Origin of the sequence: Streptomyces sp. NBC_01750 (assembly GCF_035918095.1) — a bacterium.
Taxonomy (GTDB): Bacteria; Actinomycetota; Actinomycetes; order Streptomycetales; family Streptomycetaceae; genus Streptomyces.
On record NZ_CP109137.1, the window covers coordinates 7,873,715 to 7,900,493 of the forward strand.

General features: G+C 69.1%; 30 protein-coding genes and 3 pseudogenes. 12 read left to right on the forward strand and 21 right to left on the reverse strand.

What is annotated here, in order from left to right:
• Window positions 1-54: 54 nt before the first annotated feature.
• The 4 genes and pseudogenes from OG966_RS35565 to OG966_RS35580 form a co-directional block, all read left to right on the forward strand.
• Window positions 55-409, forward strand: a pseudogene (locus OG966_RS35565) (chitinase); the annotation flags it as partial.
• A 125-nt stretch (window positions 410-534) separates the two neighbouring features.
• Complete coding sequence (locus tag OG966_RS35570) at window positions 535-879, forward strand: hypothetical protein (protein ID WP_326654190.1); 345 nt, start codon at window positions 535-537, stop codon at window positions 877-879.
• The gene (locus OG966_RS35575; RefSeq protein ID WP_326654191.1) at window positions 879-1,529 is read left to right on the forward strand and encodes a hypothetical protein; all 651 of its coding nucleotides are present in this window, start codon (window positions 879-881) and stop codon (window positions 1,527-1,529) included. Before OG966_RS35570 ends, OG966_RS35575 begins: the two co-directional genes overlap by 1 nt.
• Window positions 1,530-2,182: 653 nt before the next feature.
• A pseudogene (locus OG966_RS35580) lies at window positions 2,183-2,603 on the forward strand (IS5 family transposase); the annotation flags it as partial.
• Between the two features lie 14 nt (window positions 2,604-2,617).
• Here OG966_RS35580 and OG966_RS35585 read toward each other — a convergent pair.
• From OG966_RS35585 to OG966_RS35595, 4 genes are all read right to left on the reverse strand, one after another.
• Window positions 2,618-3,043, reverse strand: coding sequence for a hypothetical protein (locus OG966_RS35585; protein ID WP_326654192.1), 426 nt, complete (start codon window positions 3,041-3,043; stop codon window positions 2,618-2,620).
• 129 nt (window positions 3,044-3,172) lie between these two features.
• On the reverse strand, window positions 3,173-3,493 hold the full coding sequence (locus OG966_RS41005; RefSeq protein WP_442806782.1) for a DUF4184 family protein: 321 nt from the start codon (window positions 3,491-3,493) through the stop codon (window positions 3,173-3,175).
• Window positions 3,466-3,762: a DUF4184 family protein gene (locus OG966_RS35590; RefSeq protein ID WP_326654193.1), complete on the reverse strand. Its 297-nt coding sequence runs from the start codon at window positions 3,760-3,762 to the stop codon at window positions 3,466-3,468. Before OG966_RS35590 ends, OG966_RS41005 begins: the two co-directional genes overlap by 28 nt.
• A 121-nt stretch (window positions 3,763-3,883) precedes the next feature.
• Window positions 3,884-4,438 (reverse strand): hypothetical protein, encoded by a 555-nt coding sequence (locus OG966_RS35595; protein WP_326654194.1) that lies wholly within the window; start codon window positions 4,436-4,438, stop codon window positions 3,884-3,886.
• A gap of 401 nt (window positions 4,439-4,839) precedes the next feature.
• On the opposite strand from OG966_RS35595, the gene OG966_RS35600 reads away from it, so the two are divergent.
• On the forward strand, window positions 4,840-5,382 hold the full coding sequence (locus OG966_RS35600; RefSeq protein WP_326654195.1) for an FABP family protein: 543 nt from the start codon (window positions 4,840-4,842) through the stop codon (window positions 5,380-5,382).
• A 7-nt stretch (window positions 5,383-5,389) separates the two neighbouring features.
• Here OG966_RS35600 and OG966_RS35605 read toward each other — a convergent pair whose 3' ends face one another.
• The 6 genes from OG966_RS35605 to rpmG all read right to left on the reverse strand — a co-directional run bounded on the left by OG966_RS35605 (window position 5,390) and on the right by rpmG (window position 10,696).
• Window positions 5,390-5,869: an SDR family oxidoreductase gene (locus OG966_RS35605; protein ID WP_326655506.1), complete on the reverse strand. Its 480-nt coding sequence runs from the start codon at window positions 5,867-5,869 to the stop codon at window positions 5,390-5,392.
• 636 nt (window positions 5,870-6,505) lie between these two features.
• Window positions 6,506-7,114 carry a hypothetical protein gene (locus tag OG966_RS35610; protein ID WP_326654196.1) on the reverse strand — a complete coding sequence of 203 codons (609 nt, stop codon included), beginning with the start codon at window positions 7,112-7,114 and terminating at the stop codon, window positions 6,506-6,508.
• Between the two features lie 1,674 nt (window positions 7,115-8,788).
• Complete coding sequence (gene rpsR, locus OG966_RS35620; protein WP_326654197.1) at window positions 8,789-9,037, reverse strand: 30S ribosomal protein S18; 249 nt, start codon at window positions 9,035-9,037, stop codon at window positions 8,789-8,791.
• 49 nt (window positions 9,038-9,086) lie between these two features.
• Complete coding sequence (locus OG966_RS35625) at window positions 9,087-10,241, reverse strand: CobW family GTP-binding protein (RefSeq protein WP_326654198.1); 1,155 nt, start codon at window positions 10,239-10,241, stop codon at window positions 9,087-9,089.
• On the reverse strand, window positions 10,241-10,495 hold the full coding sequence (locus OG966_RS35630) for a type B 50S ribosomal protein L31 (protein WP_326654199.1): 255 nt from the start codon (window positions 10,493-10,495) through the stop codon (window positions 10,241-10,243). The genes OG966_RS35625 and OG966_RS35630 overlap by 1 nt, the downstream gene beginning before the upstream one ends.
• Before the next feature lie 36 nt (window positions 10,496-10,531).
• Complete coding sequence (gene rpmG / locus OG966_RS35635; protein ID WP_266992509.1) at window positions 10,532-10,696, reverse strand: 50S ribosomal protein L33; 165 nt, start codon at window positions 10,694-10,696, stop codon at window positions 10,532-10,534.
• Between the two features lie 68 nt (window positions 10,697-10,764).
• On the opposite strand from rpmG, the gene rpmB reads away from it, so the two are divergent.
• Together rpmB and rpsN are read left to right on the forward strand one after the other, a co-directional pair.
• Window positions 10,765-11,001, forward strand: a complete 237-nt coding sequence (gene rpmB, locus OG966_RS35640; RefSeq protein WP_326654201.1) for a 50S ribosomal protein L28 — start codon at window positions 10,765-10,767, stop codon at window positions 10,999-11,001.
• A complete protein-coding gene (rpsN, locus tag OG966_RS35645) occupies window positions 11,001-11,306 on the forward strand; it encodes a 30S ribosomal protein S14 (RefSeq protein WP_326654202.1) in 306 nt (101 codons plus the stop codon). Before rpmB ends, rpsN begins: the two co-directional genes overlap by 1 nt.
• A gap of 132 nt (window positions 11,307-11,438) precedes the next feature.
• On the opposite strand, the gene OG966_RS35650 is transcribed toward rpsN, so the two are convergent.
• The 11 genes and pseudogenes from OG966_RS35650 to OG966_RS35700 form a co-directional block, all read right to left on the reverse strand.
• Window positions 11,439-13,625 carry a heavy metal translocating P-type ATPase gene (locus tag OG966_RS35650; RefSeq protein WP_326654203.1) on the reverse strand — a complete coding sequence of 729 codons (2,187 nt, stop codon included), beginning with the start codon at window positions 13,623-13,625 and terminating at the stop codon, window positions 11,439-11,441.
• A gap of 2 nt (window positions 13,626-13,627) precedes the next feature.
• The gene (locus OG966_RS35655; protein ID WP_326654204.1) at window positions 13,628-13,939 is read right to left on the reverse strand and encodes a DUF1490 family protein; all 312 of its coding nucleotides are present in this window, start codon (window positions 13,937-13,939) and stop codon (window positions 13,628-13,630) included.
• A 102-nt stretch (window positions 13,940-14,041) separates the two neighbouring features.
• Entirely contained in the window at window positions 14,042-14,962 is a 921-nt protein-coding gene (locus OG966_RS35660; RefSeq protein ID WP_326654205.1) for a metal ABC transporter permease, read from the reverse strand.
• Complete coding sequence (locus OG966_RS35665; RefSeq protein WP_326654206.1) at window positions 14,959-15,840, reverse strand: metal ABC transporter ATP-binding protein; 882 nt, start codon at window positions 15,838-15,840, stop codon at window positions 14,959-14,961. Before OG966_RS35665 ends, OG966_RS35660 begins: the two co-directional genes overlap by 4 nt.
• Window positions 15,841-15,851: 11 nt before the next feature.
• Window positions 15,852-16,787 (reverse strand): metal ABC transporter solute-binding protein, Zn/Mn family, encoded by a 936-nt coding sequence (locus tag OG966_RS35670; protein WP_326654207.1) that lies wholly within the window; start codon window positions 16,785-16,787, stop codon window positions 15,852-15,854.
• 86 nt (window positions 16,788-16,873) lie between these two features.
• On the reverse strand, window positions 16,874-17,632 hold the full coding sequence (locus OG966_RS35675; RefSeq protein ID WP_326654208.1) for a TIGR03943 family putative permease subunit: 759 nt from the start codon (window positions 17,630-17,632) through the stop codon (window positions 16,874-16,876).
• Window positions 17,629-18,699 (reverse strand): permease, encoded by a 1,071-nt coding sequence (locus OG966_RS35680; RefSeq protein WP_442806783.1) that lies wholly within the window; start codon window positions 18,697-18,699, stop codon window positions 17,629-17,631. The genes OG966_RS35675 and OG966_RS35680 overlap by 4 nt, the downstream gene beginning before the upstream one ends.
• A 208-nt stretch (window positions 18,700-18,907) precedes the next feature.
• Window positions 18,908-20,077, reverse strand: coding sequence for a GTP-binding protein (locus OG966_RS35685; RefSeq protein WP_326654210.1), 1,170 nt, complete (start codon window positions 20,075-20,077; stop codon window positions 18,908-18,910).
• Window positions 20,078-20,081: 4 nt separating this feature from the next.
• Entirely contained in the window at window positions 20,082-20,252 is a 171-nt protein-coding gene (gene rpmF / locus OG966_RS35690; protein ID WP_326654211.1) for a 50S ribosomal protein L32, read from the reverse strand.
• A gap of 75 nt (window positions 20,253-20,327) precedes the next feature.
• Window positions 20,328-20,891: a GNAT family N-acetyltransferase gene (locus tag OG966_RS35695; RefSeq protein ID WP_326655507.1), complete on the reverse strand. Its 564-nt coding sequence runs from the start codon at window positions 20,889-20,891 to the stop codon at window positions 20,328-20,330.
• A 78-nt stretch (window positions 20,892-20,969) separates the two neighbouring features.
• Window positions 20,970-21,116 (reverse strand): annotated as a pseudogene (locus OG966_RS35700) (alpha/beta hydrolase); the annotation flags it as partial.
• 159 nt (window positions 21,117-21,275) lie between these two features.
• Here OG966_RS35700 and OG966_RS35705 point away from each other — a divergent pair.
• Genes OG966_RS35705 through OG966_RS35725 form a run of 5 tightly spaced genes read left to right on the forward strand, consistent with a single transcriptional unit; the run spans window position 21,276 to window position 26,773 of the window.
• On the forward strand, window positions 21,276-22,532 hold the full coding sequence (locus tag OG966_RS35705) for an ATP-grasp domain-containing protein (RefSeq protein ID WP_326654212.1): 1,257 nt from the start codon (window positions 21,276-21,278) through the stop codon (window positions 22,530-22,532).
• Window positions 22,529-23,380, forward strand: coding sequence for a Rossmann-like domain-containing protein (locus OG966_RS35710; protein WP_326654214.1), 852 nt, complete (start codon window positions 22,529-22,531; stop codon window positions 23,378-23,380). The genes OG966_RS35705 and OG966_RS35710 overlap by 4 nt, the downstream gene beginning before the upstream one ends.
• Window positions 23,377-24,468, forward strand: coding sequence for a PLP-dependent cysteine synthase family protein (locus OG966_RS35715; protein WP_326654215.1), 1,092 nt, complete (start codon window positions 23,377-23,379; stop codon window positions 24,466-24,468). Before OG966_RS35710 ends, OG966_RS35715 begins: the two co-directional genes overlap by 4 nt.
• On the forward strand, window positions 24,465-25,514 hold the full coding sequence (locus tag OG966_RS35720; RefSeq protein ID WP_326654217.1) for a dipeptide epimerase: 1,050 nt from the start codon (window positions 24,465-24,467) through the stop codon (window positions 25,512-25,514). Before OG966_RS35715 ends, OG966_RS35720 begins: the two co-directional genes overlap by 4 nt.
• Window positions 25,511-26,773 (forward strand): MFS transporter, encoded by a 1,263-nt coding sequence (locus OG966_RS35725; RefSeq protein ID WP_326654218.1) that lies wholly within the window; start codon window positions 25,511-25,513, stop codon window positions 26,771-26,773. The genes OG966_RS35720 and OG966_RS35725 overlap by 4 nt, the downstream gene beginning before the upstream one ends.
• Window positions 26,774-26,779: the final 6 nt, after the last annotated feature.

Here is a 26,779-nt window from a genome sequence, read left to right on the forward strand (position 1 = left end):
CAGACGTGGTCACGCAGCCAGTACTCCAGCAGCGTTTCGCTATTCCTGCTGTTCAGGTACTACAACAGCGGTTCGGTGCTGGGCTGCGACGGCAAGGTGTACTCACAGGGCTCGGTGGACTTCCTGACGGCGCTGGCCTGCATCCAGCTGGAGGCGGCCTGTTCCCGTCCCGGGTGGGCCATGGGCCTGTCTGCCTCGCCCCAGTGGCGCGGGCAGCGGGTACGTGTCCCCGACGGTGGTCAACAACGCCCTGGACTGTCTGACCAAGGGCATGGGCTGCGGCTCGTTCAAGCCGTTGAAGACGTATCCCAGCCTGCGGGCGCGACGACCTGGTCGATGAACTGGGACGCGGCGGCGGGCAACGCGTGGTCGGGGCGCGGTGGGGCCGCACGTACACGCGCTGCCGTGAGGCTCCGGCGGCTTGGACGACCCGGTCCGGGCGCTGAACCTACGTACTCGATTACGTAGTTCCCCTGAGGTCTCCAGGAGATGCCGCGGAGGAGACTCACGCGACGGACGACGACGGGGGCTTCGATGACGGGCGGGTTTTCGGACGACTGGTGGGTGCTGTTGCTCTTCCCGGTGGTGCTGTGGGTGCCGTTCGGGCCCTTCATCATGGGCACCCTGGGGGTGTGGTGCGCCCGTAGACCCGGCTGGCGGCCACGGTTGTGGTCGGTGCTGGTGCCGCTGGAGCCGGTGGGGTTTCCGGTCACCCACACGATGCTGCCCCTGGACGCCTTGGACGATCCGATCCAGAGGGACGACTTTCTGGGCGTCCTCTACGTTTTGGTCCTGGGCACAACGGCGCTGCCCTGGCTGCTCGGCTACGGCATCACGCGCGTGACGCGTACCCTGCGCGCCCGCCCGGGCCGGGTCTGATGGCGACGCAGGACGGGGAGTCGGCCACCACGACCGACCGAACCTCTCTGGCGTTTCGCGGCATCTCCGCCTATTTCGCCCTGTCGCTGGCCATCGCTGGGCTGTACGTGGCGTGGATGTTCGGCGCGACGCTCCTCGCCGGTGCCGGGTGGGTCGGCACCCCGGGCCGGCTCGCGGTCGAGCGGTGCGTGGACCACGAGTCGACCTCGTCCGACGGTGACGTCGTCCGGACGTACTGGTGCTCCGGCACCTTCCGCCCGGACGACGGCGGACCGGAGATCGAGCACGTCACGCTCAAGGGCGGCCGCGGCGACGCGTACGTGCCGCCGCGGCCGGGAAGCTGGTGCTACGGCAACTCGCCGGACCGTCCATGGTGGTGCAAGGGTGACCAGCCGACCTCGGTTGCGGTGCGCTATCTCGGCGGCGAGGCGTGGATGTTCGGCAACGGCCTGCTCGTGCCGGGTCCCGTGTCGCTCCTCGGCCTGTGCGGCTTCGGGCTGGGGCTGCTGCTGACCCTCCAGCAGATGGTGTGGCCGGACCCCGAACGGCGCCCGCGGTGGCTGCGGCGCCGCATCTACGACATCTGCGTGGTCGGAACGCTCAGTTGGGTGGTACTACTGGCCGCGCTGGCGTTCGACGTCAACGGCTGACAACGGGTCCGCGCCCAGCCGTGCCCAAGCCCCCATACGACGACGGCCTACTGTACGCGGTGGTCACGTGTGGAGGGACGTCCCCGAACTCGTCCGTGCACGTCCCTGAAGGACCTCATCAGCCCACGCGGGACGGCCAACCTCCGGCCAGGAAGGCCATCCGAGGGGCGGAGCGGCTCCGTTCTCCGAGGTCGTGGCACCGTGCCACGTTGCGTAGGACCGGTCTTGAAAACCGTCGTGGCAGCGATGTCACCGTGGGTTCAAATCCCACACCCACCGCCCGGTCAGCAAACGTATTGATCAGAAGGGGTGTCCCGTGCCAGGGGCGCCCCTTCGTCATGGGTCCTGTCTCACTCTGAGCCGATCTGTGCCGCCTTGGATCACCGTGTGTGGACCAGGCGTGGACCGGATTGCCGCCCGCTCAGGGGCCTGTCACCAGGCAATGTGGGCCATGTGCGGCCAGGGGCCGTTGGTCCAGGAACGGGACAGCGTCCTCCTGCCGAGAGGCGCGAAGGACGACGCCTCGCGAACGCATGTGGCAAGCGGCTACTCCTGGGCTGCTGCAAGGTGCAGCGCCTGTTACTGCTCGCCGGTCTGTGGGCTGCTCAAAGAGGGGCTCCGGCCGGCGAGCCCGCGCACCACGCGATCGGACGTCCCGAGGAGGGTTGACCACGAAGATCCGCCTCGCAACAGACGGCCGCTGCCGCCCGCTCGCCTTCGTCATCACACCCGGCCAGGCCGGTGACGCACCGGACGCCCCAGAATCACACCGGACATGGCCCTCGCGGACAAGGCGTACTCGTCCCGCGCGATCCGTACACATCTACGACGGCGCTGGATCCGCACGTGATCCCGCAGCCCGCCGACCAAGCTGCGAACCGCAAACGTCTGGGCAGCCACGACGGCCGTCCGCCAGCCTTCGACCGCGAGGCATACAAGCGACGCAACACGGTCGAACGCTGCATCAACAAGCTCAAACAGTGGCGCGGCCTGGCCACCCGCTACGACAAGACCGCCACCATCCACCTCGCTGGACTCCACATCGCAGCCATCTTCATCCGGCCGGCGAGGTGATCCGAAAAAACGGCCTAGAGCTTTGCGATGTCCTTGTGGATCACTTCCATTCCGCCGTCGTGGTAAGCGGCCAGCCGCACCTTGAGCTGATGGCCCTTGGGCGCCTTGATGATCCGGTTGAGCGTCTCCGCCATGCTGCCGCCGTAACACGGAGGCTCGGAGTTGAGGGCGGTCCAACCGTCCCCCACGTCCTTCGGGTCGTTCCACTCCACCCAGACGCAGTCGGGCTCGCCGGAGAAGGCCTGCAGCGAGATGATCTTGACCGAGTTCACCGCGCCGTCGACGCGCTCATAGGTCACAGTCGCGGAATTGTGGTGGAGGCCGGCACCGGCCTCCAGGTTGACCGTGCTGGCCGCGGTGTCGGCAGCGGCTGGAGCCGCTCCTCCCGCTACCGTCGCGGCCACGACCGCGACGGTGACAGCCAGGGCAGGTAAGCGCATGATCCGTCTCCACGAAGCTAGTTGAGGAAGACTCACCTTGTGAGATTGACTTCCGTGGGAAACGCGAAGCCTCCGGCTCCGCCGTCACACGACGAGAGCCTCGGAATTGTCCCGCCTCCCAGAACGCCCTCACCCTCTCGCAGAGTAACGGCCGAGCGCATCGGTGAAACCACTTAGTTCGACTACGTAAGCGCGCGTTGACCTCGGCATTTCATGACGGTCCGTCGGGTGTTCGGCGGGCCGTTTCGGCTGTTCAGGCTGGAATCCGATCAGCATGGAGGCCGTGTGCAGTGCGACCCACCACGATATGACGGGCACCACGGGTCTGCCGAGCATCGCGAAGCCCAGTGACGTCCCGGCCGGCCCGTCGTGGGTGACGTCGTCCCAGAGCCGGTGTGTGACCGCTCCGGCCCACGCCGAGATCACCGTGACGTACCAGCGATGGCGCACCTGCCGTACTCACGCCACCATCCCGGCAGGAGCGCGGCGACGGTAGGTGCCGACTGCCAGATGAGCAGGGTGGCGACAACGCTCAAGGGGACTCCCCACAGGGCGAGTCCGGCCCAGGTGTGTCCGTACGTAAACAAGGGCGCGCCCACCGCGTAGGGAAGATCCGGCGCGGTGGACTCGACCACTGGCGCGACGCCGTCGAACCAGTCAGGCCGCCGTATCTTCAACGGCGTCACGGCGGCGGCATGAGACGGAAAGGTCAGCGGCACGGGGTTCGTTACCTGCTTCTCACCGTTTTCAGAGGCCAGTGCGAGCTGCCTCAAACATCAAGCTGACCGATGGCGACATCGCTGTTTCCCTTCGTCGCGTCGCGTGATGCCGTGGCGGCGCTCAGAGGGTCGGGAAGAGCACTGCGAAGAAGAGCCACAGCAGCACGGCCCAGAAGACCGCCGCAGCCAGCGACACGAGCAGGGAGCTGCGCCACCTCAGCACCAGGAACGGGAAGAGCACCAGGGCCGCCCAAAGACCGGCCACGTCGATCGACATGCGGGCGGCCTGGCCAAGGGTTCCCGCGCGCCCCGCGGCGATACGGCGCAGCAGCCGCTGGGAGACGAAACCGTACAGGCCGAAGACGATCGGGAAGAGCCACAGCGGGGTGATCGTGACCAGTTCGGACTCGGAGAGCTCGTTGAACATGACCAGGTAGACGAGGGCGGCGCCCAGCACACCGGCCATCAGCGCGGTCACGTAGAGGGCGGTCAGGGCGGTCGGCTCCGCCGCACCGGCCGGCGCGAGCACGGGCGAGGCGTATGGAACATCGGCCGACGGGGCCCGGACCACCTGGTGGCAGTGGGGGCAACGGACCTCCTGCTCGGCACGGTCGGCCGGAGCCGAGATCAGGTGCCCGCACGAGGCGTGGAATTCCACTTGCTGACGCTGGTTCATGCGTTGCCTTCCCTGTACCGCTCCCATATTGCTCGACGCCGGTGACGCGTCGGTCGACCGAAACAGCTCCGACCCAAGGGAGACGAACGCCAGAGAGCATCCAGCCTGCCCCGACGCACGGCTCGTGGAGCGATCTTCACAGCGGCGAGCCTCCCCGGCATCCGGGAAACTGCGTACTCGCACACGTAGTCGCGCGGACCCGTAGCCGGTACGGCTGGGCGAAGAGTCCCGGTTGCCGTTCCGAGACGGCTTTGGAGGGCCGACCCCCATCTCCGTGCCGGCTCAGCCGTCATGACTCCGCCCCCGTGCCGTGTTCATGCTGAGCGAAGCCTACGCCCGGGCGGTCCGCCCGGGCGCCTAAGCTGCCGTCCGGCACCGGCCTCGACCCAGGAGCGCGCATCATGTACGACCCCGCCCAGAAGCCCCCGTATCCCGACGCCCTGCGATCGGACGAGGCACCCGCACCGCACGCACTGCTCGCGCCGGTGATCGGGCTGCTGGGTACCTGGGCCGGCCGGGGCCGGGGCGGATATCCGACGCTCGACGAGGAGTTCACGTACGCGCAGGAGGTCACCTTCAGTCACGACGGGCGGCCCTTTCTCCACTACGAGGCGCGCGCCTGGCTGCTCGGCGCGGACGGTACCCCGCTGCGGCCGTCGGCCCGGGAGAGCGGCTGGTGGCGGCTCCAACCCGATGGATGTGTGGAGGCATTGATCACCCAGCCCACCGGCATCGCGGAGATCCTGGTCGGCAGCGCCGACGCCGGCACGGTCGACCTCACCACCCACGAGGTGGCTCTCACTCCCACAGCCAAGGAGGTGAACGCCACCCGCCGCCGCTACACCGTGACGGACGAGGACACGCTCGCCTTCGTCCATGACCTCGCGGCGGTTGGTCAACCCCTGCAGCACCACCTTTCGGCACGGCTTCGACGGAACCCCTGACCAGGCGTCAGGCGTGCGGTGCTCGCGGTTCGATCCGGAAGTCGCAGGCGAGCGTGCCGGGGTCGAGGGCGGTCACGCCGCCGTCGAAGATGAGGACGGCTCCGTTGACGAAGGAGGAGGCGGGCGAGAGCAGCCAGGCGACGGCCTCGGCGACCTCGCGCGGCTCACCGGGACGCCCGGCGGGCAGGACGAGGGTCACCTCCTCGTACGCCGCGTCGACACCGCCCGCACCCAGCCCCGCTTCGTCGGCGAACCGGCTCATCCGGCGGTCCGCCATGTCGGTGCGCACCCAGCTCGGGCATACGGTGTTGGCGCGCAGGCCCGCGGCCCCGTAGTCGACCGCGAGCGAGCGGCAGAGCTGGACCAGCGCCGCCTTGGAGGTGGCGTAGGCGGCACTGCCCACGCCGTTGCGCAGGGCCGACACCGAGGCGACCGCGACCACCGCGCCCCGGGCGGCATCGGACGCCGCCGCGATCTCCCGGAGCATGGCGGCCTGCTTCTCCGACAACGCGTACTTCGCGCCCCCGCACTCCACTCGACTTGCCGCAGGTGGATGGCCAAGATAGAGGCGGGTCCGGTCTCGCCCACGTGCGGGTTCCTCTACCCGGTCCTGGGCTCACCGAGGTCGGCTGTTGGCGTAGGTGGCACACCTGCGACGAGTGGTCACGGTGTATCGGCCGTGACGCTCACTTGACGCGCCGGGCGCCTGGCAGCGCGCTCCCGACGGGTCGAGAGAACCTCACCTGACCTGCTGTTTTCCTAGATCACGCCCGCTCCAACGTGATTCCGATGACCCACCACGTTGAATGCGTCGCGATCCTTGAGCCTGCCGAGAAGGCACGCTGACCTGCGGTTTCGCCAAGTGTGCGTTATGCGCGCTGTGGGCGTTACGGGCGATATCTTGACGCTGAAATGACGCTCTCCGAGGCGTCTTGACGCTCATTTGACGCTCGTTCTGATGGGTCGTCAGGTGAGATTAGGTGCAGGTCAGGCGGGCCTGGAGGGTCGGTCTTTCGCAGCTGTCCGGTCGGCAAAGTGCTCGTCTTGTGTCCAGGTTGTGGTGGTATCGGTGAGCCCGATGTGTGCGCCCGGGCTTCGTCCTTGCGGGTTGGGGGCGCTGCGCTCAGTACGAGGGGCCGTACGGGCTCCAGCCGTGCAGGAAGGGTTTCAAGTCCTCGGGTCGCGGCTCTGGGATCTTCGGGAGGCGTGGCGGGGTGTTCACGGGGTTGAGGCGTTGGAGGTGCGCATCGGCCCATCGGGTCCATGTCTCTGCATGGTCTTTTGTCTGTCCGGCGGGCAGCTCCTCCGTCTGGAGGCGGATGGCGCTGAGGTACTCGCTGAGGCTGGTCGCGTGACGCCATGCTTCCGCTTGTGCTTCCAGGTGCTTCACGCGGTATGACTCGGCGTACGCGATGCGGGCCTGCTGCATCGCGGCTTCCCAGCGCAGGCGCTTCTGCTGAGCGGCCTCCAGGTCGGCCAGTCGTTTACGCTCCGCGGCTTCCCCGCGAAGATCCACCTCCTGCACGATTTCCGCGAGCTGGTCCTCAAGGGTGCGGTCCGCGGTGTCTGCCCACTCGCTGGCCCGGTGCGGCTGGCCGCCGCTCAGGATGATCCGCAGGCGGCCGGACGAGGTGTAGTCGAACTGGGGGATCCTGACCCAGGAGTACTTCTTGGCCTCCGCGAGTTCCTTCTCTGTAGGTGTGTGATCGCGGCGATCCTGCTCCTGGAGCAAGAGGAAGCCACATTCTTGTCCCTGCGCGGTCACCGTGAAATGGGGAGGGGCGCTCCGACGTCGGTGTGGTCGGGGCGCGCCGCGTGTGGCACCGATTTTGCTCGTATGCCCCCGTCTCTCGGTTGCGGTGATGAGTGCCTGGATGAGGCGCAGGGCCCGCGCTTGCACGGCCTTGGTCAGTCCCATGGGCTGGGACTCGGTCTGCAGCGTTCTCACCAGTGCGTGGGGTTGTGTGAGCCTGGCAGGTACGGGGACGGGCTCAAGCACCGCCAAGCGCCAGGCGGGGATGTCCGCCAACCGGATCTCGTACCCCTCGCGGCACCAGTTTCCGTAGAGTTCCTTCGTCTTGGGCATCCACTTGGACCTACGCGCTGCGCTCACCCGGGACGGCCAATTGATGGTGCGCGGGCCGCGGGCGCTGCTCTTGACAATCCTGCCTCCTGCTGCGGCTAGCTCCTCCAATAGCTCTTCCGTGACCGTCTTGCGGGTCTGCCCTGCAAGGGGCGCCTTCCGAGGCGCGACTGGCCTATCCGGCTCTGAAGCCGCAATGCGCGGAGCGGGCACGGTAGAAGTCGACGATGTCGCCTTCTGCGTTGATGTGGCGCGTGTCTGCCGCGGTTGGCTGGGCGGGTAGTTTCCGTGATTCAGGTAGTGCTGGCCGGCGTTGGTCAGAGTGGCGTTCCACTGCCCTCGCCGTTTGGAGATCCTTACGAGGCCCCGGTTCTGGAGAGCCTGGCAGCTGATTTTGTGTGAGCTGTCCTTCCACGTGCCCTCGGGGCATCCCTGCCCCACCCACTGCAGCACAGTTAATTGACGCTGGTTGAGCTGCTGCTTCACGCAGACCCCCCTTGGAGGTAACTGTCGGCAGAGAGTGGGCTGATGATGGCAGGCACAGCCGAGATCGAGGCGGGCGGTCGATCACTTTGACCAGTCGAGGGAGCGCTTGACGATCTGTCGATCGTGTGGCCTAGGGGGTACTTCTCAACGGATGAATAAGCGGACCGAATTTGAACGCATTTGATCAACCGGTCATCGGGCCGCTTATGCCAGTGGCCTTCCCTGTCGTTCGGCAGACGGACACTCCGACTGCGGATCCAGGCGCCCTCTCCGGCATTCAGATCCGCTACATGGTGCTGCAGGCTGCCGTGATGGCCGCCCACGCGCTCACCAGTACCGAGCAGCCGCCTGAACACCGCCTCTCGCAGCTCATTGACGCTCACGGCCGCCCCTTGGTGCCCGTGGCCCCTCCTGTCCCTTGCCGTTCTCTGCCCTGCGCACCCTGTTGTGCGGCGACGCAGCTTGTCTGCTGCCCGAGGGCACTTCGGCGGACGAGATGGCAAGCGTTCGACTGATCGGGAACGACGGCGAGTTCAACGACGACGCCGACGACCTCGAACAAGAGCTGCGTTCCGTAATGCGGGCGGTGAAGTCGACCACCTGGAACGGGAAGTTGACCCAGGGGCGCGAAGGTCGACGCCGAGATGGACCAGGACCGGTTCTATCTCGCGCTGACCAAGAGCGGACGCCAGGACGACTACATGCATGGCCGACGGTCGGTCATCTCCACCAGCTCAGGGTTCGACACCGAGATCCGGCGTGTGAATGCAGCTCCAGGGCGTCGTCCTCGGCCCCTCCGGCTGTGGCGAGACCACCCTGGTGCGCAGCATCGCCGAGTTACTGCGCGCCGACGCGGGCAGCGTATGGCAGGAGGGCCATCTCCCGGGCGTTCTTGATTGCTGCGGTGATCTGCCGCTGCTGCTGGGCGGTGACGTGGGTGACGCGTCGGCTGCGGATCTTGCCGCGGTCTGAGATGAACTTCCGCAGCAGGTTGGTGTCCTTGTAGTCGATGTACGTGATCCCGGCTGCGTCGAGGGGGTTGGGGCGGGACTTGGGGGGCTTGCGGGGGTCGTGGCGGCGGGCCATGAGTGCTCCTGTTTCGGTGCTGACTTGGGATGGGTGTCTGGTGCTGGGGCTATGAGACGGGATCGAGGAGGGAGTCGAACGCGGCCGGCAGGTGCTTCCACGCCTCGGGGCCGGCGGCGTACTCGTCGTCGGTGAGCAGGCAGGATTCGAGAAGCTGTGCCAGGCCGTCGCGGTCGAGGCCGGGGGAGGTGAAGACGAGGTGCTGGCAGCAGTCGCCGTGCTCGGGGTGCCAGTCCAGAGCGGCAGCGGCTTGGCGCATCGGGGGCACCATGTCCCAGGCGGCGTCCGGCAGGGATGCCAGCCACGGGCCGGCGTTCTCCACGCACAGCGCGCCGCCGGCGGCGTCCCAGGCGAGCAGGGTGTCGGGGCGGTCGGCGAGCCAGAACCGGCCGCGACTGCGGGCGGCGGCGCAGCACAGGTCTTCCAGTGCCTGGTAGAGGCGTTCGGGGTGGAAAGGGCGGCGGCGGTGCCACACGAGGGTGGCGACTCCTGCTTCGTCTGCTTCTTGGGGCAGCAGGGCGCAGGCCGGGTGCTGGGCGGCGGCTGCCGTTTCCACGTCGAAGCCGGCGAAGGCCAGTTGGGCGAGTTCACCGGATCCGGCGGGCACCTGGCGGGCGGTCGGGTGGAGTTGGGCGAGCAGTGCGCGGTCCTCGTCGTCGGCGTCTTCGCTTTCGACGAGTGCGAGCACGGGCGGGTACTCCAGCTGGCGGGCCCAGGTGTCGCCGACCGTGCGCTGGTCGGTGGCGGCAGCGGCGAGGCCGACTTCGGCCAGGTCGTCGCCGTTGGCGAGGTAGGGCAGTACGAGCGCGGGGTCGACGGCGGTCATCACGTTGGTGAGTTCGAGGGCGTCGCCGCCGTGCGCGACGATGACTTCCGCCATCGCCTTGGGTTCGACGGAGTCCCACAGTTCGACGATCGCGAGCCGGGTCAGACCGTCGGCGGCCAGGCGCTCCAGCTCGGGGACCAGGTCTTCGCGCAGCGCGCAGCAGGCGCAGTCGTTGACGAGCGGGGCATCGCCGTACGACAGCTCGCCCGTCGAGTCGCGCACCAGGCGCCGCAGGGCGCCTTCGGTCGCTGTGGCCAGATCGTGGTGGAGGGCGACGCTACCGGGGACGGTCCGCAGGAGGCGTTCCACGACTTGCTTGCGGGCGTCGGAGTGGAGCCCGCCGACGATCACGACGGGCAGTCGGGGCTGGTTCTGCATCAGTTCGCCTCGCGGCGGCCGTAGCGGCGCTCGAATCGCTCGACGCGGCCGGCGGTGTCCAGGACGCGGGCGGTGCCTGTGTAGAAGGGGTGGCTCACGTTCGAGATCTCGACGTCGACGACGGGGTAGGTGTTGCCGTCCTCCCACTCGATCGTCTTGTCGCTGGTCATGGTGGAGCGGGTGAGGAAGGCGGAGCCGGCGGCCTTGTCGCGGAAGACAACGGGGCCGTACGGGGGGTGGATTCCGGGCTTCATGGCGTGGTCCTTCAGGTCGGGGGCAGGGCGGTGGGGTCAGCGTTCTTCGCGGAAGTCGACGTGCCTGCGGGCGATCGGGTCGAACTTGCGCAGGACCATCCGGTCGGGATCGTTCCGCCGGTTCTTGCGGGTGACGTAGGTGTAGCCGGTCCCCGCGGTGGAGCGGAGCTTGATGATCGGGCGTACTTCGTTGCGGGCCATGGGCGCTAGTATATGACAATGGTTTCCATTGCCAAAAAGAAGCCGTCTGAAGAGAGGCAGGTAACACCTTGTCCGCCCACTGCCAACTGACCGGCGCCCAGCCGGGCTTCGGCAACACCATCTCCCACTCCCACCGGCGCACCTCGCGCCGCTTCGACCCCAACATCCAGCGCAAGCGGTACTGGCTTCCGAGCGAGGGCAGGCATGTACGCCTGACGCTGAGCACCAAGGCGATCAAGACGATCGACAGCATCGGTATCGAGGCGGCCGTGGCCCGTATCCGCGCCCGGGGAGTGAAGGTCTGATGGCCAAGCAGAGCAAGATCGCCAAGAACGAGAGGCGCAAGGCGATCGTCGAGCGGTACGCCGCCCGTCGGGCCGAGTTGAAGGAGCTCATCCGCCGCCCGGGCACCCCGGAGACGGAGCGGGCTGCTGCTCTGGCGGAGCTTCGGCGCCAGCCACGCGACGCCAGCGCGACCCGGGTACGCAACCGGGACAGCGTCGACGGCCGGCCCCGGGGACACCTGCGGCGGTTCGGGCTGTCACGCGTCCGTATGCGCGAGCAGGCCCACGCCGGATTCCTCCCCGGAGTCACCAAGTCGTCCTGGTGATCGTCCCCGCCCTCGCGGCGGATGAACTGCCGGCCGTGACTCGGCGGAGTCACGGCCGGCAATGTGTCCGAAGCCACCCGGTGGATGCCTCGGTGCGGCCCGCCGCGGGGCGCTTGTCCGTGCGGGCTTGAGTCAGTGCACCCGGCGGTCTTCCAGAGGGGCCGCCTTCAGCTCCTCGTCGGTCGCGCGTGGCAGATGCGGGGTGTGGTTGACCAGCCGGGCCGAGTTTCCGACGACGGCGATGCTGCTGGTGTTGTGGAGCAGGGCCGCGAGGACGGGGTTCATGGACCCTCCGGCGCCGGCGAGCAGGCCGACGAGGTTGACGCCGATCGCGAGGCCGTAGTTCTGCCGTACGACGCGCAGGGTGTGGCGGCTGAGTTCGACGACGGCGGCGACCTGGCGCAGATCGTTGCCGGCCAGCGCGATGTCGGCGGTCTCCAGGGCCACGTGCGAGGAGTGTTCGCCCATCGTGATGCCGACGTCCGCGAGGGCGAGGGCGGGGGCGTCGTTGGTGCCGTCCCCGACCATGGCGACAGTGTGCCCCTCGCCCTGCAGGTCGCGGATCAGCTGGAGCTTGCCCTCGGGGAGGGCATGGGCGTGGACTTCGCTGATGCCGAGCGTGTCGGCTACAACCTGCGCCGTCTCGGGTGCGTCACCGGTGAGCAGCACCAGGCGGGAGACGCCGAGGTCTCGCAGCTGCTGGATGACCGTTTCGGCACCGGAACGTACGGCGTCGGAGACCCCGAGCATGCCGATCAGGTCCTCGTCGTGGGCGATGCAGATGACGGTCTCGCCGCCTCCTCGTAGCCGTTCGGTCCAGCCCTGCGCCTCGTCGGTCAGCTCGACGCCGTGCTGGCGGAGCAGGGCGGGGCTGCCGACCAGCAGTCGGGTGCCGTCGAGTTCGGCGCGCATGCCCATGCCGAGGACGACCTCGCAGGCTTGGTGGATGGGCACGTGCAGGTGCTGTTCCGCGGTGCGGGCGACGATGGCCTGGGCGAGCGGGTGCCGGGCGTGCAGCTCTCCGGAGGCGGCCAGGCTCAATACTTCGTCGGCGGTGAACGCCTCGCTGAAGGTGACCACGCTGGTGACCAGGGGCCGTCCGAAAGTGAGCGTGCCGGTCTTGTCGAACACCACGGCCGTGACCCGGCCGATGCCCTCCAGGTGGGTGCCGCCCTTGATGAGGGTGCCGCGGCGTGCCCCGTTGCCGATGGCGGCGCTGATGGCGGTCGGCGTGGCGAGGCCCGCGGCGCAGGGGCAGGCGATCAGCAGCATGGTCATCGCGCGGCGCGCGTCGCGCGTGAACACGTAGGTCAGCGCGGCCAGCGCGAAGGAGACGGGGACGAAGCGCCGGGTGAAGCGGGCGGCCACGGTCTGGATCGGTGCCCGGTCGGACTGGGCCTCCTCGACCCGGCTGATGATGCGGCCCACGGTGGTGTCCCGGCCGACCGAGTCGGCCCGGACGGTGAGGGAGCCGGAGGTGACGATGGTCCCGGCGTAGACGTGTGTGCCGGCCCGGGCGTAGATGGGCAGGGCCTCGCCGGTGATCGCGGCCTGGTCCACCAGGGCCTCTCCGGAGTCGACATGTCCGTCGACCGGGATGCGGTGGTGTTCGTAGACGGCGACAACGTCCCCGGGCCCGACGTCCTCGAGCGCCACCTCGACCTCGACGCCCTCGTCCCGTACGAGCCAGACCCGCTCCTCGCCGATGGAGAGCAGCTCCTCGATGGCGCGGCGGGTACGGCGCAGCGTCAGCGTCTGGAGGAACTCACCGATGTTCAGCAGCCAAAGGACGGTGAGGGCCACCACGTTCTCGCGCAGGATCAGCGAGATGACCGTCGCTGCCGTGACCAGGGTGTCCGTCCCGGGAGAACTGCGGCCGCGGAGCGAGCGCAGTGCGCCGCGGAAGAAGGGCAGACCGGTGAAGACCGTGACCGCGCCGAGGAGACCCGAGGAACCGAGCGTGATCCGGGGCCTGCGCAGCAGGCGGCGCAGTGCCACGAGCGCAAGGACCGCACCCCCCACGACAAGCCGGGCCACCTCGCCGGTGGAGGAGTCGGGCGTGGAGCGGGTGGGCTTGGCCGGTGCGGACGCCGGAGGGGCTTCCTCCAGTACGGCGACCAGCCGGTCGACATCGAGGAGGTCCGGCGCCACCCAGATCACGATGCTCCCGGTACGGGGGAAGATGCGCAGTGCACGGAACCCTCTGATGCCGGTCAGCCGCTCGTCGACCAGACCGGCGCTGCCGGGACGGGCCCGGACCCAGGGGACGGTGAGACGAGCGCGGCCTGCGGCTACGGATCGGACGACAACTCCGGACATGATCAGTGCTCGTGTCCGTGATCGTCGTCCTCGATGCTGACCGCGGAGGGTGGCGGTGCCTCCTCGCCGAGCGTGGTCCTGGCCTCCGCGACCATGTCACCGGCCTTGAGCCGCGCTTCCTCGGCCGCTGATGCGAGCCAACGGCTGGCGACGATGCCGTTCGCGATACCGCCGACGAGCGCCTTGCGGGCGACCGGTTTGGCCTCAGGAAGGCGCTTCGAAACCCCTCGGATGATCAGCCCGCCCACCACTCCCGAGACTGCGTAGTGCGTGAGACGCCCAGCTGCTGCACCTGCGAGAGCGAGGGGATGCATGAAATGCTCCTTCCGTCTCCGCCGAAGACGAACCTCCCTTCAAGTGTGCGCCCGTGCGGTGACCCTGGTCGAACCGGCGCGGGCTCGACGAGCGGGGTCGTGTCAGACGCGTGCCGCGGGCTGTTCCGGAGCGGAGCGCACGGTCCGGGGCGTCCCGTCGCCCCGGACCGTGGTCGCCAGACGGCACGCGAGGTAGATCACGAAAGAGATGGTCGTGACGTACGGACTGATGGGGACCGTGCTGCCGAGGGCGAGCAGGATCCCGCCCTCCATCGAGACGAGCGCGAAGACGACGCTCAGCACGGGAAGCAGGACGGTCGAGGCCGTGATCCGCGCGGCGGCCGCCGCCGGCGTGACGAGGAGCGAGAGCACCAGCAGCGCTCCCACGATCTGAACGCACAGGGCGACCGCCAGGCCGAGGACCAGCATGAATGCCAGCGACAGCGCGCGTACCGGGACACCTCGCGCGTCGGCCACTTCCGGATCGACGCTGGCGAAGGTCAGCGGCTTCCACACGATCGCAAGCGCGACGAGCACCACCACGGACGTACCGACGAGCCACGCCATCTGAGGAGTGTCGACGGCGATGATCTGGCCGGTCAGAATGCCGAACTTGTTCGCCGCCCGCCCCTTGTAGAGAGACAGGAAGAGCACACCGAGTCCGAGACCGAACGGCATGATGACGCCGATGATCGAATTGCGGTCGCGGGCCCGGACGCCCAGTAGGCCGATCGCCGCGGCCGCCAGCAGGGAACCCACGATGGACCCGGCCACGAGGTTCACCCCCAGCAACAACGCCGCCGCGGCGCCGGCGAACGACAGCTCACTGATCCCGTGCACAGCGAACGGCAGGTCGCGCATGATCACGAACACCCCGACCAGACCGCCGACCAGGCCCAGAAGGGCCCCGGCCACCAGGGAGTTGTGGACCAGACCGAGGAGTTCGCCGTAGTTGTCGAAATTGAAGATCTGATGCCAGACACCGGCGTCTTCCCCCTCGGCGAGCAGCCTCTGTCCGATCACGAACGACCGCCCCCGTTCGCCCCGCCCGCATGGTTGTGCACGGTGGCTGCGTCGGGTGCCCCGATGACGACGATGCGACCCCTGACACGGACGACGTCGACCTGCGTCCCGTACAGCTGCGACAACGTGGACGAGGTCATCACCTCGTCCGGCGTCCCGATCCGGAACCCCCCGTGAGCCAGGTACAGGACCCGGTCCACCAGCCCAAGGACGGGGTTGATCTCGTGGGTCACAAAGACGACCGCGGTGCCGGCAGCGCGGCGCCGTCCGTCCACCAGGTCGGTGACCGTGCGCTGGTACTGCAGGTCCAGAGACAACAAGGGCTCGTCGCAGAGCATGATCCGCGGGTCGGTGGCGAGAGCCTGCGCGATACGGATGCGCTGCTGCTCACCGCCGGAGAGCCTGCCGACGGGAACATCCGCGAAGGGCATCGCCCCGACCGACGCCAGAATGCCGTCCACACGGCGGTGGAGGGCACAGTGGGTGAGCGACAGCCCCCACCGATGCCCATCCAATCCGAGCTGCACCAGGTCACGGGCCCGCAGCATGGTGTGTGCCGGCAGGGACTTCTGCTGGGGGACATAGCCGATGTGCGTGCCGCCGCGTCGGGGAGCCCGGCCCAGGACCATGAGCGATCCCGCGGTGAGCTGTTGCCGGCCGAGAATCACCCGCAACAGGCTGGTCTTGCCGGAACCGTTCGGGCCCAGCACCGCGAGGAACTCCCCCGGCCGTACATCGAGGTCCAGGCCGCGCCAGAGCACGCGGTCGCCATAGGCAAGCGCGGCGCCCCGCAAGCTGATCAGCGGCGCGGTCGGGGCGCTCTCGCGAGCACTCGGGCCCGGTCGGAAGAGCGGTGTAACGGCCTCGGTGCGGTCCATTGGTTGTCCAGCTACTTGTCCATTGCCCTCTTCAGTGCGTCGACGTTGGCGGTCATCCAGCTGATGTAGTCCTCGCCCGGGGGCAGGGTCTCGGTGACGGGGACCACCGGGATTCCGTTGTCCTCTGCGGCCTGTTGGACCTTCTGAGTCTGGGGACCGGAGGTCTGCTCGTTGTACACGAGTGCCTGGACCTGCTTGCCGGTGAACAGGTCGAGGGTCTGCTGAAGCACCCTGGGAGACACCTCGTCACCCTCCTCGACGGCTTCGCTGAAGTCCGCGGGCGTGCGGTTGTGCAGCCCGCTCGCCTCGATCAGATACAGCGGCACCGGCTCCGTGACGGCAACCGCCGTACCCGCGTGGTCCGCCTTGATCTGCTCCTCCTCGGCCTGGAGCAGCGTCAGCTTGTCCTTGAACGTCTTGGCGTTGCTCCGGAAGACGTCGGCGTCCGCCGGGGCGGCGCCGGCCAGGGCCTCCGCGATTCGGTCGGCCAGCTTCCCCACCGTGGGCAGGTCGTACCAGACGTGCTCGTTGAATTCCCCGCCCGCTGCGGGGGCCTTTCCCGAGACGTCCACGGCGTTGATGACGTCGGCTGAGGAGTTCTTCGCGGTGCGGAGCATCCTGGAGACGAAGTCGTCGTAGCCGCCACCGTTCTCGACGACGACCTTCGCTCTGGAGAGCTCCAGCTGGTTCCGCGTGCCCGCCTCGTACGAGTGGGGGTCCTGCGCGGGGTCGCTGATGATCGAGACGACCTTGACCTTGTCGCCGCCGACCTCCTTGACGATGTCTCCGTACACGTTCGTCGAGGCGACGACGGGGATGACGGAGGTCGCGCTCCCGCTCGCCGGACCGCCGGGGGGACCGGCGCCCGAGGAGCTGCCACAGCCACAGATCAACGCCAGCGCGACACCGGTGATCAGGGCCGGGCCGCGGGCCGAGGAGACGCGCATGTGCGTCCTCCGAGCGAAGCGAAACCGAAACGGTTATCACTTGGATTATCGCCCGGCCGGTTCGTGTCTTCCACCGGAGCCGGCTTTCAGCCGACGGAAGGTGCCCTGTCGATGTACGGGATCCGCGGCTCCGGGATTTTCTGGGTTGTTGCGACGTCGAGTGCCAGGGCCGCCGAGGCGGTACCCAGAGCACCGCCCGGGTGCCAGGTGCCGGTCACCTTCACCCAGGTGTCGGCAGGCGGTGCTGTCGCACCGTGCATCGTGACGGTCAACGACTGGGAGTCGGCGGCGCAGCAGGCGACCAGGAGCCGGGTGAGCTCCCAGGTCCCGTTCCTGCCCGGGGTGACGAATCCCTGCATGAGTAGGGTGCTGCCCTTGAGGCTCTGTTTGTCGTCCTGTTGAGCCCGGGCGATGAACTCGGTCAGTGACAGTGGGGCGGGGCCGTGAGCGGGGAGTGGCTCGAAGCGCTCGTAGTCCTCGACGATCTTCGGATTGTCGCGTGTCGCGGTGTAGGAGCCCAGGGCCGGTGGTGCGAAGAGGAGCAGTACGAGCGCGGGCGGCAGCAGAATCCAGGCGATGCGAGGCCCATGGGTGTGGTCGTGCCTATGCCCCGACTCCATGGCGGCGTCGTCGGGGGACCCGCCGGGCCCCTGGCGGTCTCCGAGGCGCAGCCCGTCGCGCCGAGCACCGATCAGCCCCGCTGCGCAGAGGATGATCCCGGACACAACGAGGAAGGGCTGCAGCCCTTGCTTGACGTAGCGCAGGCAGATGTCGCTGAACAGGGACACGCGCAGGACCCCGGCTCCGGTCAGCAGAAGCAGCAGCGTCTGGAAGGTGCGTCTCACAGCAGCCACCACCCGACGAGGGCACTGCACACGATGGCGACCACCGCGGTGGCCGCCGAGAACCGGACCGCGAAGGACCGGCCGAACGTTCCGGCCTGCAGGGCGATCAGTTTCACGTCGACCATGGGGCCGACCACCATGAACGTCAGGCGGGCGGTGGGCGAGAAGCCGGTCAGCGAGGCGGCGACGAAAGCGTCGGCCTCCGAGCAGACGGCGAGAACGATCGCGAGCCCGGCGAGGAACAGCACCGACATCCAGGGCGATCCGGAGAAGGTCTCCAGCACCGATCGTGGCACGGTGACATTGAAGGTGGCCGCGGCCATGGCGCCGAGTACGAGGAACCCGCCGGCGTGCAGGAAGTCGTGCTGGAAGCCGAGCCGGAACTCCTCCCACCGGCTGTGCCCGTCCTCGTGCCCGGTGTGCCGGTCCGGCATCCGCAGCCACTCCGAGCGCCCGAGCTTCAACCACAGCCACCCCATCGCCGCGGAGACGGCGAGCGAGGCAATGAGCCGCGCTGCAACCATCTCCGGACTGCCCGGGAAAGCAACGGCAGTTGCGGTCAGCACGATCGGATTGACGGCCGGCGCGGACAGCAGGAACGCGAAAGCGGCAGCCGGCGTCACACCCCGACGGATCAGACTCCCGGCCACAGGTACCGACGCGCACTCGCAGCCCGGCAGCACGATCCCGGCCACGCTCGCCACCGGCACCGCGAGGGCAGGATTGCGCGGGAGCCCCTTACTGAACGCATGCGCCGGTACGAAGGCGTTGACCGCTCCGGAGATGAGCGTGCCCAGGATGAGGAACGGCAGGGCCTGGACGGTGACGGCCACGCAGATCGTCTGCCAGGCGCGGAAGCCGGGGTGACTCAGCCAGTCCGCCGCTCCTCCAGCCCAGGCGAGCCCAACGACGGCCAGGACCGAGGCTGCGCCTGCGACGAGGACGGACGGCGGGGCGGGGCGACCCGGGCCGTTGCCCGTGGCGGGCTGCCCGGGTGCGTCGACCCGCACGTCTTTCACCAACCCGTCCGCTTCGCTCACGATCGGCTCCGGTGTCTGGGGAGGCATCACGATAGCCGTGGAATCCGTTGCTCCGGCGGATTCGTCGCCGCTCGCCGTCGTCGGACAAACGGTCGGGCCGGCATTGCAGTTCGCTGCCCCCGCGACTGCGTGCCGCATGCCGCGAGTCTGCCGATGTCCGACCCGGATTCCGCGCCGAGCAGGGGTTCCGGGGCGGGCAGTGCCGTGGCTGCGACCACTGCCCGCCCCGGAGTCTTCACCTCTGCGGTACGAGTTCGGGGTGCTCGTGCTCGCAGGCGTCGTCGATTCCGTAGGTGTCCCACGCGGGAAACGGATCGACGTCCGGCAGGCTTTCGCCCTCCTTCATAAGGCAGCCGGCCAAGGCAGCCTGAAGTGGCTCGACGCGCAGGTCGGTGCCGATGAAAACCAGTTCTTGGCCCTGCGCGCTGTCCGCGTCCCGGGCGCCGGAGGGTTCGAAGCGGGCGACGGAGCCGGCCTGTGACCACAGGCCGGTCACGTTGGGCCGGTTGGCCAGCCAGAAGAAGCCCTTGGAGCGCAAGACGCGCCCGAAGGCCCCGCTGTCGAGTCCCTCGGTGACGAATGTCCACAGGCGTCCCGCGTGGAACGGCGCCTCGGAGCGGAAGACCGTGCTGGAGATGCCGTACTCCTCGGTCTCCGGCACGTGATCGCCGTTGAGTTCCATCACCCAGCCCGGGGCCTGCTGTGCACGCTCCAGGTCGAACAGACCGGTCCCAAGCACATCGCTGAGGTCCACGCGCCCGCGGGTGGCCGCCACGATCCGGGCCACCGGGTTGAGGCGGGTCAGGGCGGCCCGCAGCCGGTCGGCGCTCTCCGTGTCGACGAGGTCGAGTTTGTTGAGCACGATGACGTCGGCGAACTCGATCTGGTCCATCAGCAGGTCGCTGACGGTGCGTTCGTCGTCCTCGTACTGGTCGAGTCCCCGCTCGGCGAGCCCGTCCCCGCCTGCCAGTTCCGGCAGGAAATTGGCGGCGTCGACGACCGTGACCATGGTGTCGAGGCGGGCCAGATCGCCGAGCGTGGCGCCGTCGTCGCGAGGGAAGGCGAAGGTCGCTGCGACAGGCATCGGTTCGGAGATGCCGCTGGACTCGATGAGCAGGTAGTCGAAGCGGCCCTCGCGGGCGAGACGGTCCACCTCCTCGAGCAGGTCGTCGCGCAGGGTGCAGCAGATGCACCCATTGGTCATCTCGACCAGGCGTTCCTCGGTCCGCGACAGGACGGCCTCGCCGCCGCGCACCAGTGCGGCGTCGATGTTGATCTCGCTCATGTCGTTGACGATGACCGCGACGCGCATGCCCTCGCGGTTGCTCAACACATGGTTGAGCAGAGTGGTCTTGCCCGCCCCGAGGAAACCGGACAGGACGGTGACAGGCAGTTGTTCCGTCATTCCCTCAGCCTTCGGGGCGCAGCAGACCGCGCTCGTACGCCTTGGCCAGCCGCTGCGGCACCAGATAGGCGACGCCGTCAACCGTGATCGGCACGAGCTGCGGCGTGGTGGCCTTCCACTGGGCGCGGCGGTGGCGGGTGTTGCTGCGGGACATCTTCCGCTTGGGTACGGCCATGGTTCGGGTCCTCTCCGGTTGGCGCGACGCAGACGCTACATGAAAATGGATTCCATTTCTAATGCAGGCTTCGCGTCACCGAGGCATCGGAATTTCGAAGTGCACCGTGCCGACACCGGGACCGTGCTCACCGGTCGTCCGGGCGTCGAAGACCTCCTTGGCCATGCTCCGCCAGAAGGCTTCGGCTCCCTCCACATGGACATTGGTGTGCAGGTAGATGCTGTCGTAGCCCGGGGTGGTGGCGGCGAATTCGCATGCCCTGCGCACCAGGGTCCGCGCCAGACCGTGCCGCCGGTGCTCGGCTTTGACGTAGACACGGACGATCTGCGCGGTCGTGCCCGGCGGGTAGCGCTCGGCGAGCCAGCGTGGGTGTGGCGGATGTGCCGGACCGACCGATCGCACGCCGGTCGTGGCCACCACCTCGCCGCCGCGCACCGCCACCAGCAGCAGATGCCGGGGGTTGTCCAGGTAGGTGCCCATGATGTCGACGACGTCCCGGTGCCATTCGGGTACGTAGCCGTACCCGAAATCCCGGTAGAAGGTGTCGAGCATCACGCGGCGCGCTCCTTCCACGTCGGCGACCGTGGCGGGGCGCACGGTGTACGAGGGGTGCGGTGCGTCCTGCGGGGTGTCGGTCATGGCGTAACTCCTTTTCGCTGAGAACTCATTCGTTGGGGCTCTGGGTGTCGGCAGACCTGGGCCGCCGCAATGGACATCCGTCTCGGGGACGGTCCCGTCGACCAGATACGCAGCGGCGGCGCTGTCCACGCACGTGTTGCCGCGGCCGGCAAACACGCCGTGCGAGTAGGCGGCCGGGATCGGGCGGCGGTGGTCACGAGCGCGCACGGCGCCCCCCGGTGCCACACGGCGGGAGTCACGGGTCTCGCATTCAGAGAATCGACACTGGATCAGATGACAATGAAAACGATTGTCGATACCGTGTGGCTGCGTCAAGCCGAGCAGCCCCGGACGGGTGCCGCCGACGCCTCATGAGTCCAACCCGCGTTCTGAGAAGGGGAAGCCGTGGCCCATCTGCTGATGGTCGAGAGCTGGGTCGGATCGATGAGCAGGCTGCTGCCAAGAGCGATCCGCGAGGGCGGGCACGAGTTCACCTTCCTCACCCGTGATCTGCACCATTACTTGCGCTCCGCCCCTGAGGGCACCGCGCACCCGCTGCTCGCCGCGCACAACGTGCTGACCGCCGACACCAACGAAGTCGAGACGTTGCTGCCCCTGGTCGAGCGCGCCCACGGTGCGCTGGGCTTCGACGGGGTGATCACCTCCTGCGACTACTACCTCCCGACGGCCGCACGGATCGCCGGCCGCCTGGGGCTGCCGGGCCCCTCCTCTGCAGCGGTCGAGAACGCCTGCCGCAAGGACGCGACGCGCCGTGTCCTGGCCGATGCCGGAGTGCCGGGGCCCCGCTTCGCGGTCTGCGGGGACTGGGCCGAGGCCGCCGATGCGGCGCGGGAGATCGGGTACCCGCTCGTGCTCAAGCCCGTGGACCTGTGCGCCGGGATGTTCGTACGCCGTGTCGACGACGAGTCGGGGCTGGCCCGCGCCTACAGGGCGCTCGCCGACTTCCCCGTCAACGCGCGAGGCCAGCGCCGCGAGCCCGTGGTGCTGCTCGAAGAACTGCTCCAGGGGCCGGAAGTCAGCGTCGAGACCGTGTCGTTCGCCGGAACGGCGCGGGTGGTCGGGGTGACCGACAAGAGCGTCGGTGGGGCGCCGGCCTTCATCGAGACCGGCCACATGTTCCCCGCGGCGCTCGCTGCCGCAGACGGCGAGGCGGTTGCGGAGACGGCTGTTCAGGCGCTGAAGGCCCTCGGTCTGGACGGGGTCGTGGCGCACACCGAGATCAAGCTGACGGCCGACGGGCCACGTGTGGTCGAGGTCAACCCCCGCCCCGCCGGTAACCGCATCACCGAACTGATCCGTCATGTGGCGGGGATCGATCTCGCCGCCGCCTGTGTCGACGTGGCCCTGGGCTGCGAACCGGACCTGCGCCGACGAGCCACCGGTCTGCGCAGCGCCGCCATCGGGTTCCTGGTGCCGGACACCGGGGGAGTGCTGGAGGCCGTCGACGGAGCCGACGACGTGCGCACGGCAGTGGACCTGTTGGAGATCCAGCTCGCCGAGCCCGGCAAGGTCGTCACGGCGGCGGGCAGCAACAACGAGTACCTGGGCCACGTCATGGTCGGTGATGCCGAGGGCCTCGGGGCTCGCGACCGGGTCGAGACGCTGCTCTCGGCGCTCTGTCCGAAGGTGGTCGGCCGATGACCGCCATCACCCACACGAACATCACCGCGGCCTCGTACGACGAACTCGTCGACCGTGTGCTCCGCGGTGGCTTCGGACCCGACCCGAGGACTGAGCGGATCGCCGTGGCGTTCACCACGCGCCAGGCTGTACGGCATGCCGGGCGCAGCGGCGGCTACCGCAACGAAGTGCTGAGCCTGCGCCTGGCCGAGGCCGTGGGCTCGTGCGCGGTCGAGCCCGGTGGGCTCCCCGACAGCGCGGTCGACGACTGTGTCGGCGCGGACATCGCCCGGCTGCTGGCGCACGATCTGCTGCCTGTACGGGTGGCCGCACTGGACGCCTACCTGATGCACGTGCTTCCCCACGGTTCCGCGAGCGGCGCACGGCCGTGTCCGCTCCCCGCCGGGAGCTCGCTGGAGAAGTCCCGGGCCAGGGCCAAGGCCGTCACCGGTCTGCTCGATGTCCGCCCAGGGCGCACTGTCCTCGTCGTCGGCGTGGTCAACTCGCTGCTGGAGGCCCTACGGGCGCGTGGGCTTGCGTACATACCCTGCGACCTCAAAGGCGGCACAACGGAGTGGGGCGAGCCGGTGCGCACCGACGCACTCGCGGAACTGGAACGCTGTGACGCCGTCCTCGCCTCGGGCATGACACTCGGCAACGGCAGCTTCGAGCCGTTGCGCGAGCACGCACTGCGGCACGGCAAGCCGCTGGTGATGTTCGCCCAGACCGGCAGCGCGGTGCTGCCGCGCCTCATCGGCGCCGGAGTCAGTGCGGTGTCCGCCGAGCCGTATCCCTTCTTCTGGCTCGACGGCGGGCCCGGAATTGTCCACCGCTACGGCGGCAGCGAGTGCTCCGGAGCCGCCCTGTGACCACGGCCGTCCTCAGCCCCGCGGGCAACCGCGAACTGCTCGCCCTGCTAGGCCGTACCCCGCTCGCCCGCATCACCGTCGACCTGCCCTGCCCGCAGCCCGGCTTCTGGGCCAAGCTGGAAGGTCTCGGCGTCGGCGGCATGAAGGCGCGGGCGGCCGTCTCCATGCTGCTCGGGGCCAAGGAGCGCGGCGAACTGCGGCCCGGCGCCCCGGTGGTGGAGTCCACCTCCGGAACGCTCGGCATCGGGCTGGCCTTCGCTGGTCAGGCCCTGGGGCATCCGATCGTGCTGGTCGGCGACACAGAGCTGGAGCCCTCGATGCGACAGCTGCTGCGCACATACGGGGCCCGGCTGGAGCTGGTCGACCGCCCAGCGACCGAGGGCGGATGGCAGGCCGCCCGGCTGGCCCGGTTGCGGGATCTGCTGTCGACGCTGCCGGACGCCTACTGGCCCGACCAGTACAACAACCCCGACAACATCATCGGTTACGCCTCCCTCGCTGCCGAGCTCACGGCTCAGTTGGACCACCTCGACGTACTGGTGTGCAGCGTCGGCACCGGCGGCCACAGCGCCGGCGTGGTCGGACCGCTGCGGCGGCACTGGCCCGGGCTCCGGCTGATCGGCGTGGACGCCACCGGCTCGACGATCTTCGGCCAGCCCGCCAGGCCCCGCCTGATGCGCGGACTGGGCAGCAGCATCCATCCACGCAACGTCGCCTACGACGCCTTCGACGAGGTCCATTGGGTCGGCCCGGCCGAGGCCGCGGACGCCTGCCGGAAGCTCGCTGTCGGCAACTTCGTCAGCGGCGGCTGGAGCACCGGAGCCGTAGCGCTCGTGGCGGCCTGGGCCGCTCGCGTCCACCCGGGAGCCGTCGTCGCCACCATCTTCCCCGACGGACCGCATCGCTATCTCGGCAGCGTCTACGACGACAACTTCGCCGCCGCCCATGGGCTCGACCTGGCCACCGCGGCAAGGCGCCCCGTCGAGATCCCGCATCCGCGGGCCGTGGAGGCCACCGGCTGGGCCCGGTGCCACGCCGTCACCGACCCGCTGCACAGCCGAACCCCACGCTGGGAAGAGAGCCCGTGAAGGTCAGTCAGCGCACCGTGCGTCTCCAACTCACCGAGCCGCTGCGCATATCCCGCTCGACGATGGCGGCCCGCGACGCCGTCTGGCTCTTCATCGAACACGAAGGCCGGCTCGGCCGCGGAGAGGCCGTCACCAGCGTGTACTACGGCCTCGACGCCGACACCCTCGGACGACTGCTGCACACGGAATCCCAGTGGCTGGCCCGCTTCGCCGAACCGGAGAGCGCCCTGGTCGCCCTGCGCAACGGAGGCCGGGAGAGCACCCCGCCCGCCGTGATCGCGGCCGTCGAGTCCGCGCTGCTCGATCTCGTGGGCAAGCGCGCAGGCATCCCGGTCCACGAACTGCTGGGTACCTCCGCCCGGCCGTCCGCCGCGACTGCCCGCACCATCGGCATCACCTCGCCGAGGCAGGCCGAAGCCCAGGCCGCCCGCCTGGTACGGGACGGTTTCTCGGTCCTCAAGATCAAGGCCGGTGCCCCTGAACCCGAGGACGACCTGAAGCGTCTACAGGCCGTGCGGGCCGCGGCTCCCCACGCTCGGCTGCTCCTGGACCCCAATGGAGCCTGGACCGTTGCCACGACGGAACGACTCCTGCCCCGCCTCGCGGAGCTGGGAATCGAGGCCGTGGAGCAGCCGATCGCACCCGGCGACCCCGAGGCGCTGGCAAACCTCGCCGAACGCTCGCCGCTGCCAGTCATCGCCGACGAGGACGCGGTCGGTTACGAGGACGCCCGCCGTCTCGCCGGGCGGGTGCAGGGCATCAACGTCAAGCTCGCCAAGTGCGGCGGCGTCACCGCGGCCCTGCGGATCGCCGAACTGATCGCCGGCACCGGTACCGAGCTGATGCTCGGCTGTCTGACCGCCAGCACGCTCGGCATCGCCCCCGCCGTGCATCTCGCCGACCGCGCCCGGTGGATCGACCTCGACGGGCATCTACTGCTCGCCCACGACCCGTGGACCGGCATCGGCGGAACCGACGGACACATCCGGACAAGCCCGCGCCCGGGTCTCGGCGTGCACCCGCGCACCGAGGAGAACCGCGAGTGAAGACGTGGCACGAGATACGCGGCTTCCCCCTCGCGATACGGCTCCTCCTGGTCAACCAGCTCGGCGTCAACACCGGCTTCTATCTGCTCATCCCCTACCTCGCCGTGCACCTGAGCGAGGACCTTGGGCTGTCGGCCGCTGTCGTCGGCATCGTGCTCGGCGTGCGCAACCTGAGCCAGCAGGGCCTGTTCCTCATCGGCGGATCGGCATCGGACCGGCTGGGAGCGCGCGGAGTCATCATCGCCGGATGCGCGCTGCGCACCGTCGGCTTCGGGCTCTTCGCACTGGGCGACGGACTGACGGTTCTGCTGGCCGCCTCCGTGCTCAGCGGACTGGCCGGGGCGCTGTTCAACCCTGCCGTACGCGCGTATCTCGCCCTGGAGGCGGGGGAGCGCAAGGCCGAGGCGTTCGCCCTGTTCAACGTCTTCGCGACCACCGGCGCCCTGATAGGGCCGCTGCTCGGCAGCGCCCTGCTGCTGGTCGACTTCCGCGCCTCCGCACTCACCGCGGCCGGGATCTTCGCGGTGCTCACGGTCGCCCAGGCCATGGTGCTTCCGGCACGCGAGGTCACACCGTCCGCGAACAGCGTCCTCGGGGACTGGCGAGAGGTGATCGGCAACCGCAGCTTCCTGGCGTTCGCCCTGGCCATGGTCGGCATGTTCACCCTGGAGAACCAGCTGTATCTGCTGCTGCCGGCCGGCGCGCGCCGGGCCACCGGCTGGGATGGCGCGGCAGGCATCGTCTTCCTCGTCGGCACCCTCACCAACCTCTCGCTGCAACTGCGCATCACGCGGGCGCTGAAGAGCCGGGGCAGCCGGGCGAGATGGATCAGCGCGGGGCTCACGCTGATGGGGCTGGCCTTCCTACCGCCGATGGCGGTGGCGGGGGCCGGGACAGCGCACGGCGGCGTCGGCGACGCGGTGCTCGGCGCGCTGCCTGTCCTGGCCGGGGCGCTGCTGCTCTACCTGGGCGTCATGATCGCCCAGCCCTTCGTGATGGAGCTGATCCCCCGCTTCGGCCGCCCAGAGCTCACCGGCACGTACTTCGGGCTGTTCTACGTGGTCTCGGGCATCGCGGCGGCCCTGGGCAACACGGTCGTCGGCTGGTCCATGGACGCCGGTGAGCGCGCGGGGGCCCAGTGGCTGCCCTGGGCGTGCTGCCTGGCCTTCGGACTCGCCTCCGCCACCGGCGTCGCCTGGCTCCACCGCCGGCGAGTGCTTCCCGCCCAAGTGGCGCCCCCCGTACCGGTGCCGGCATGAGGAGAC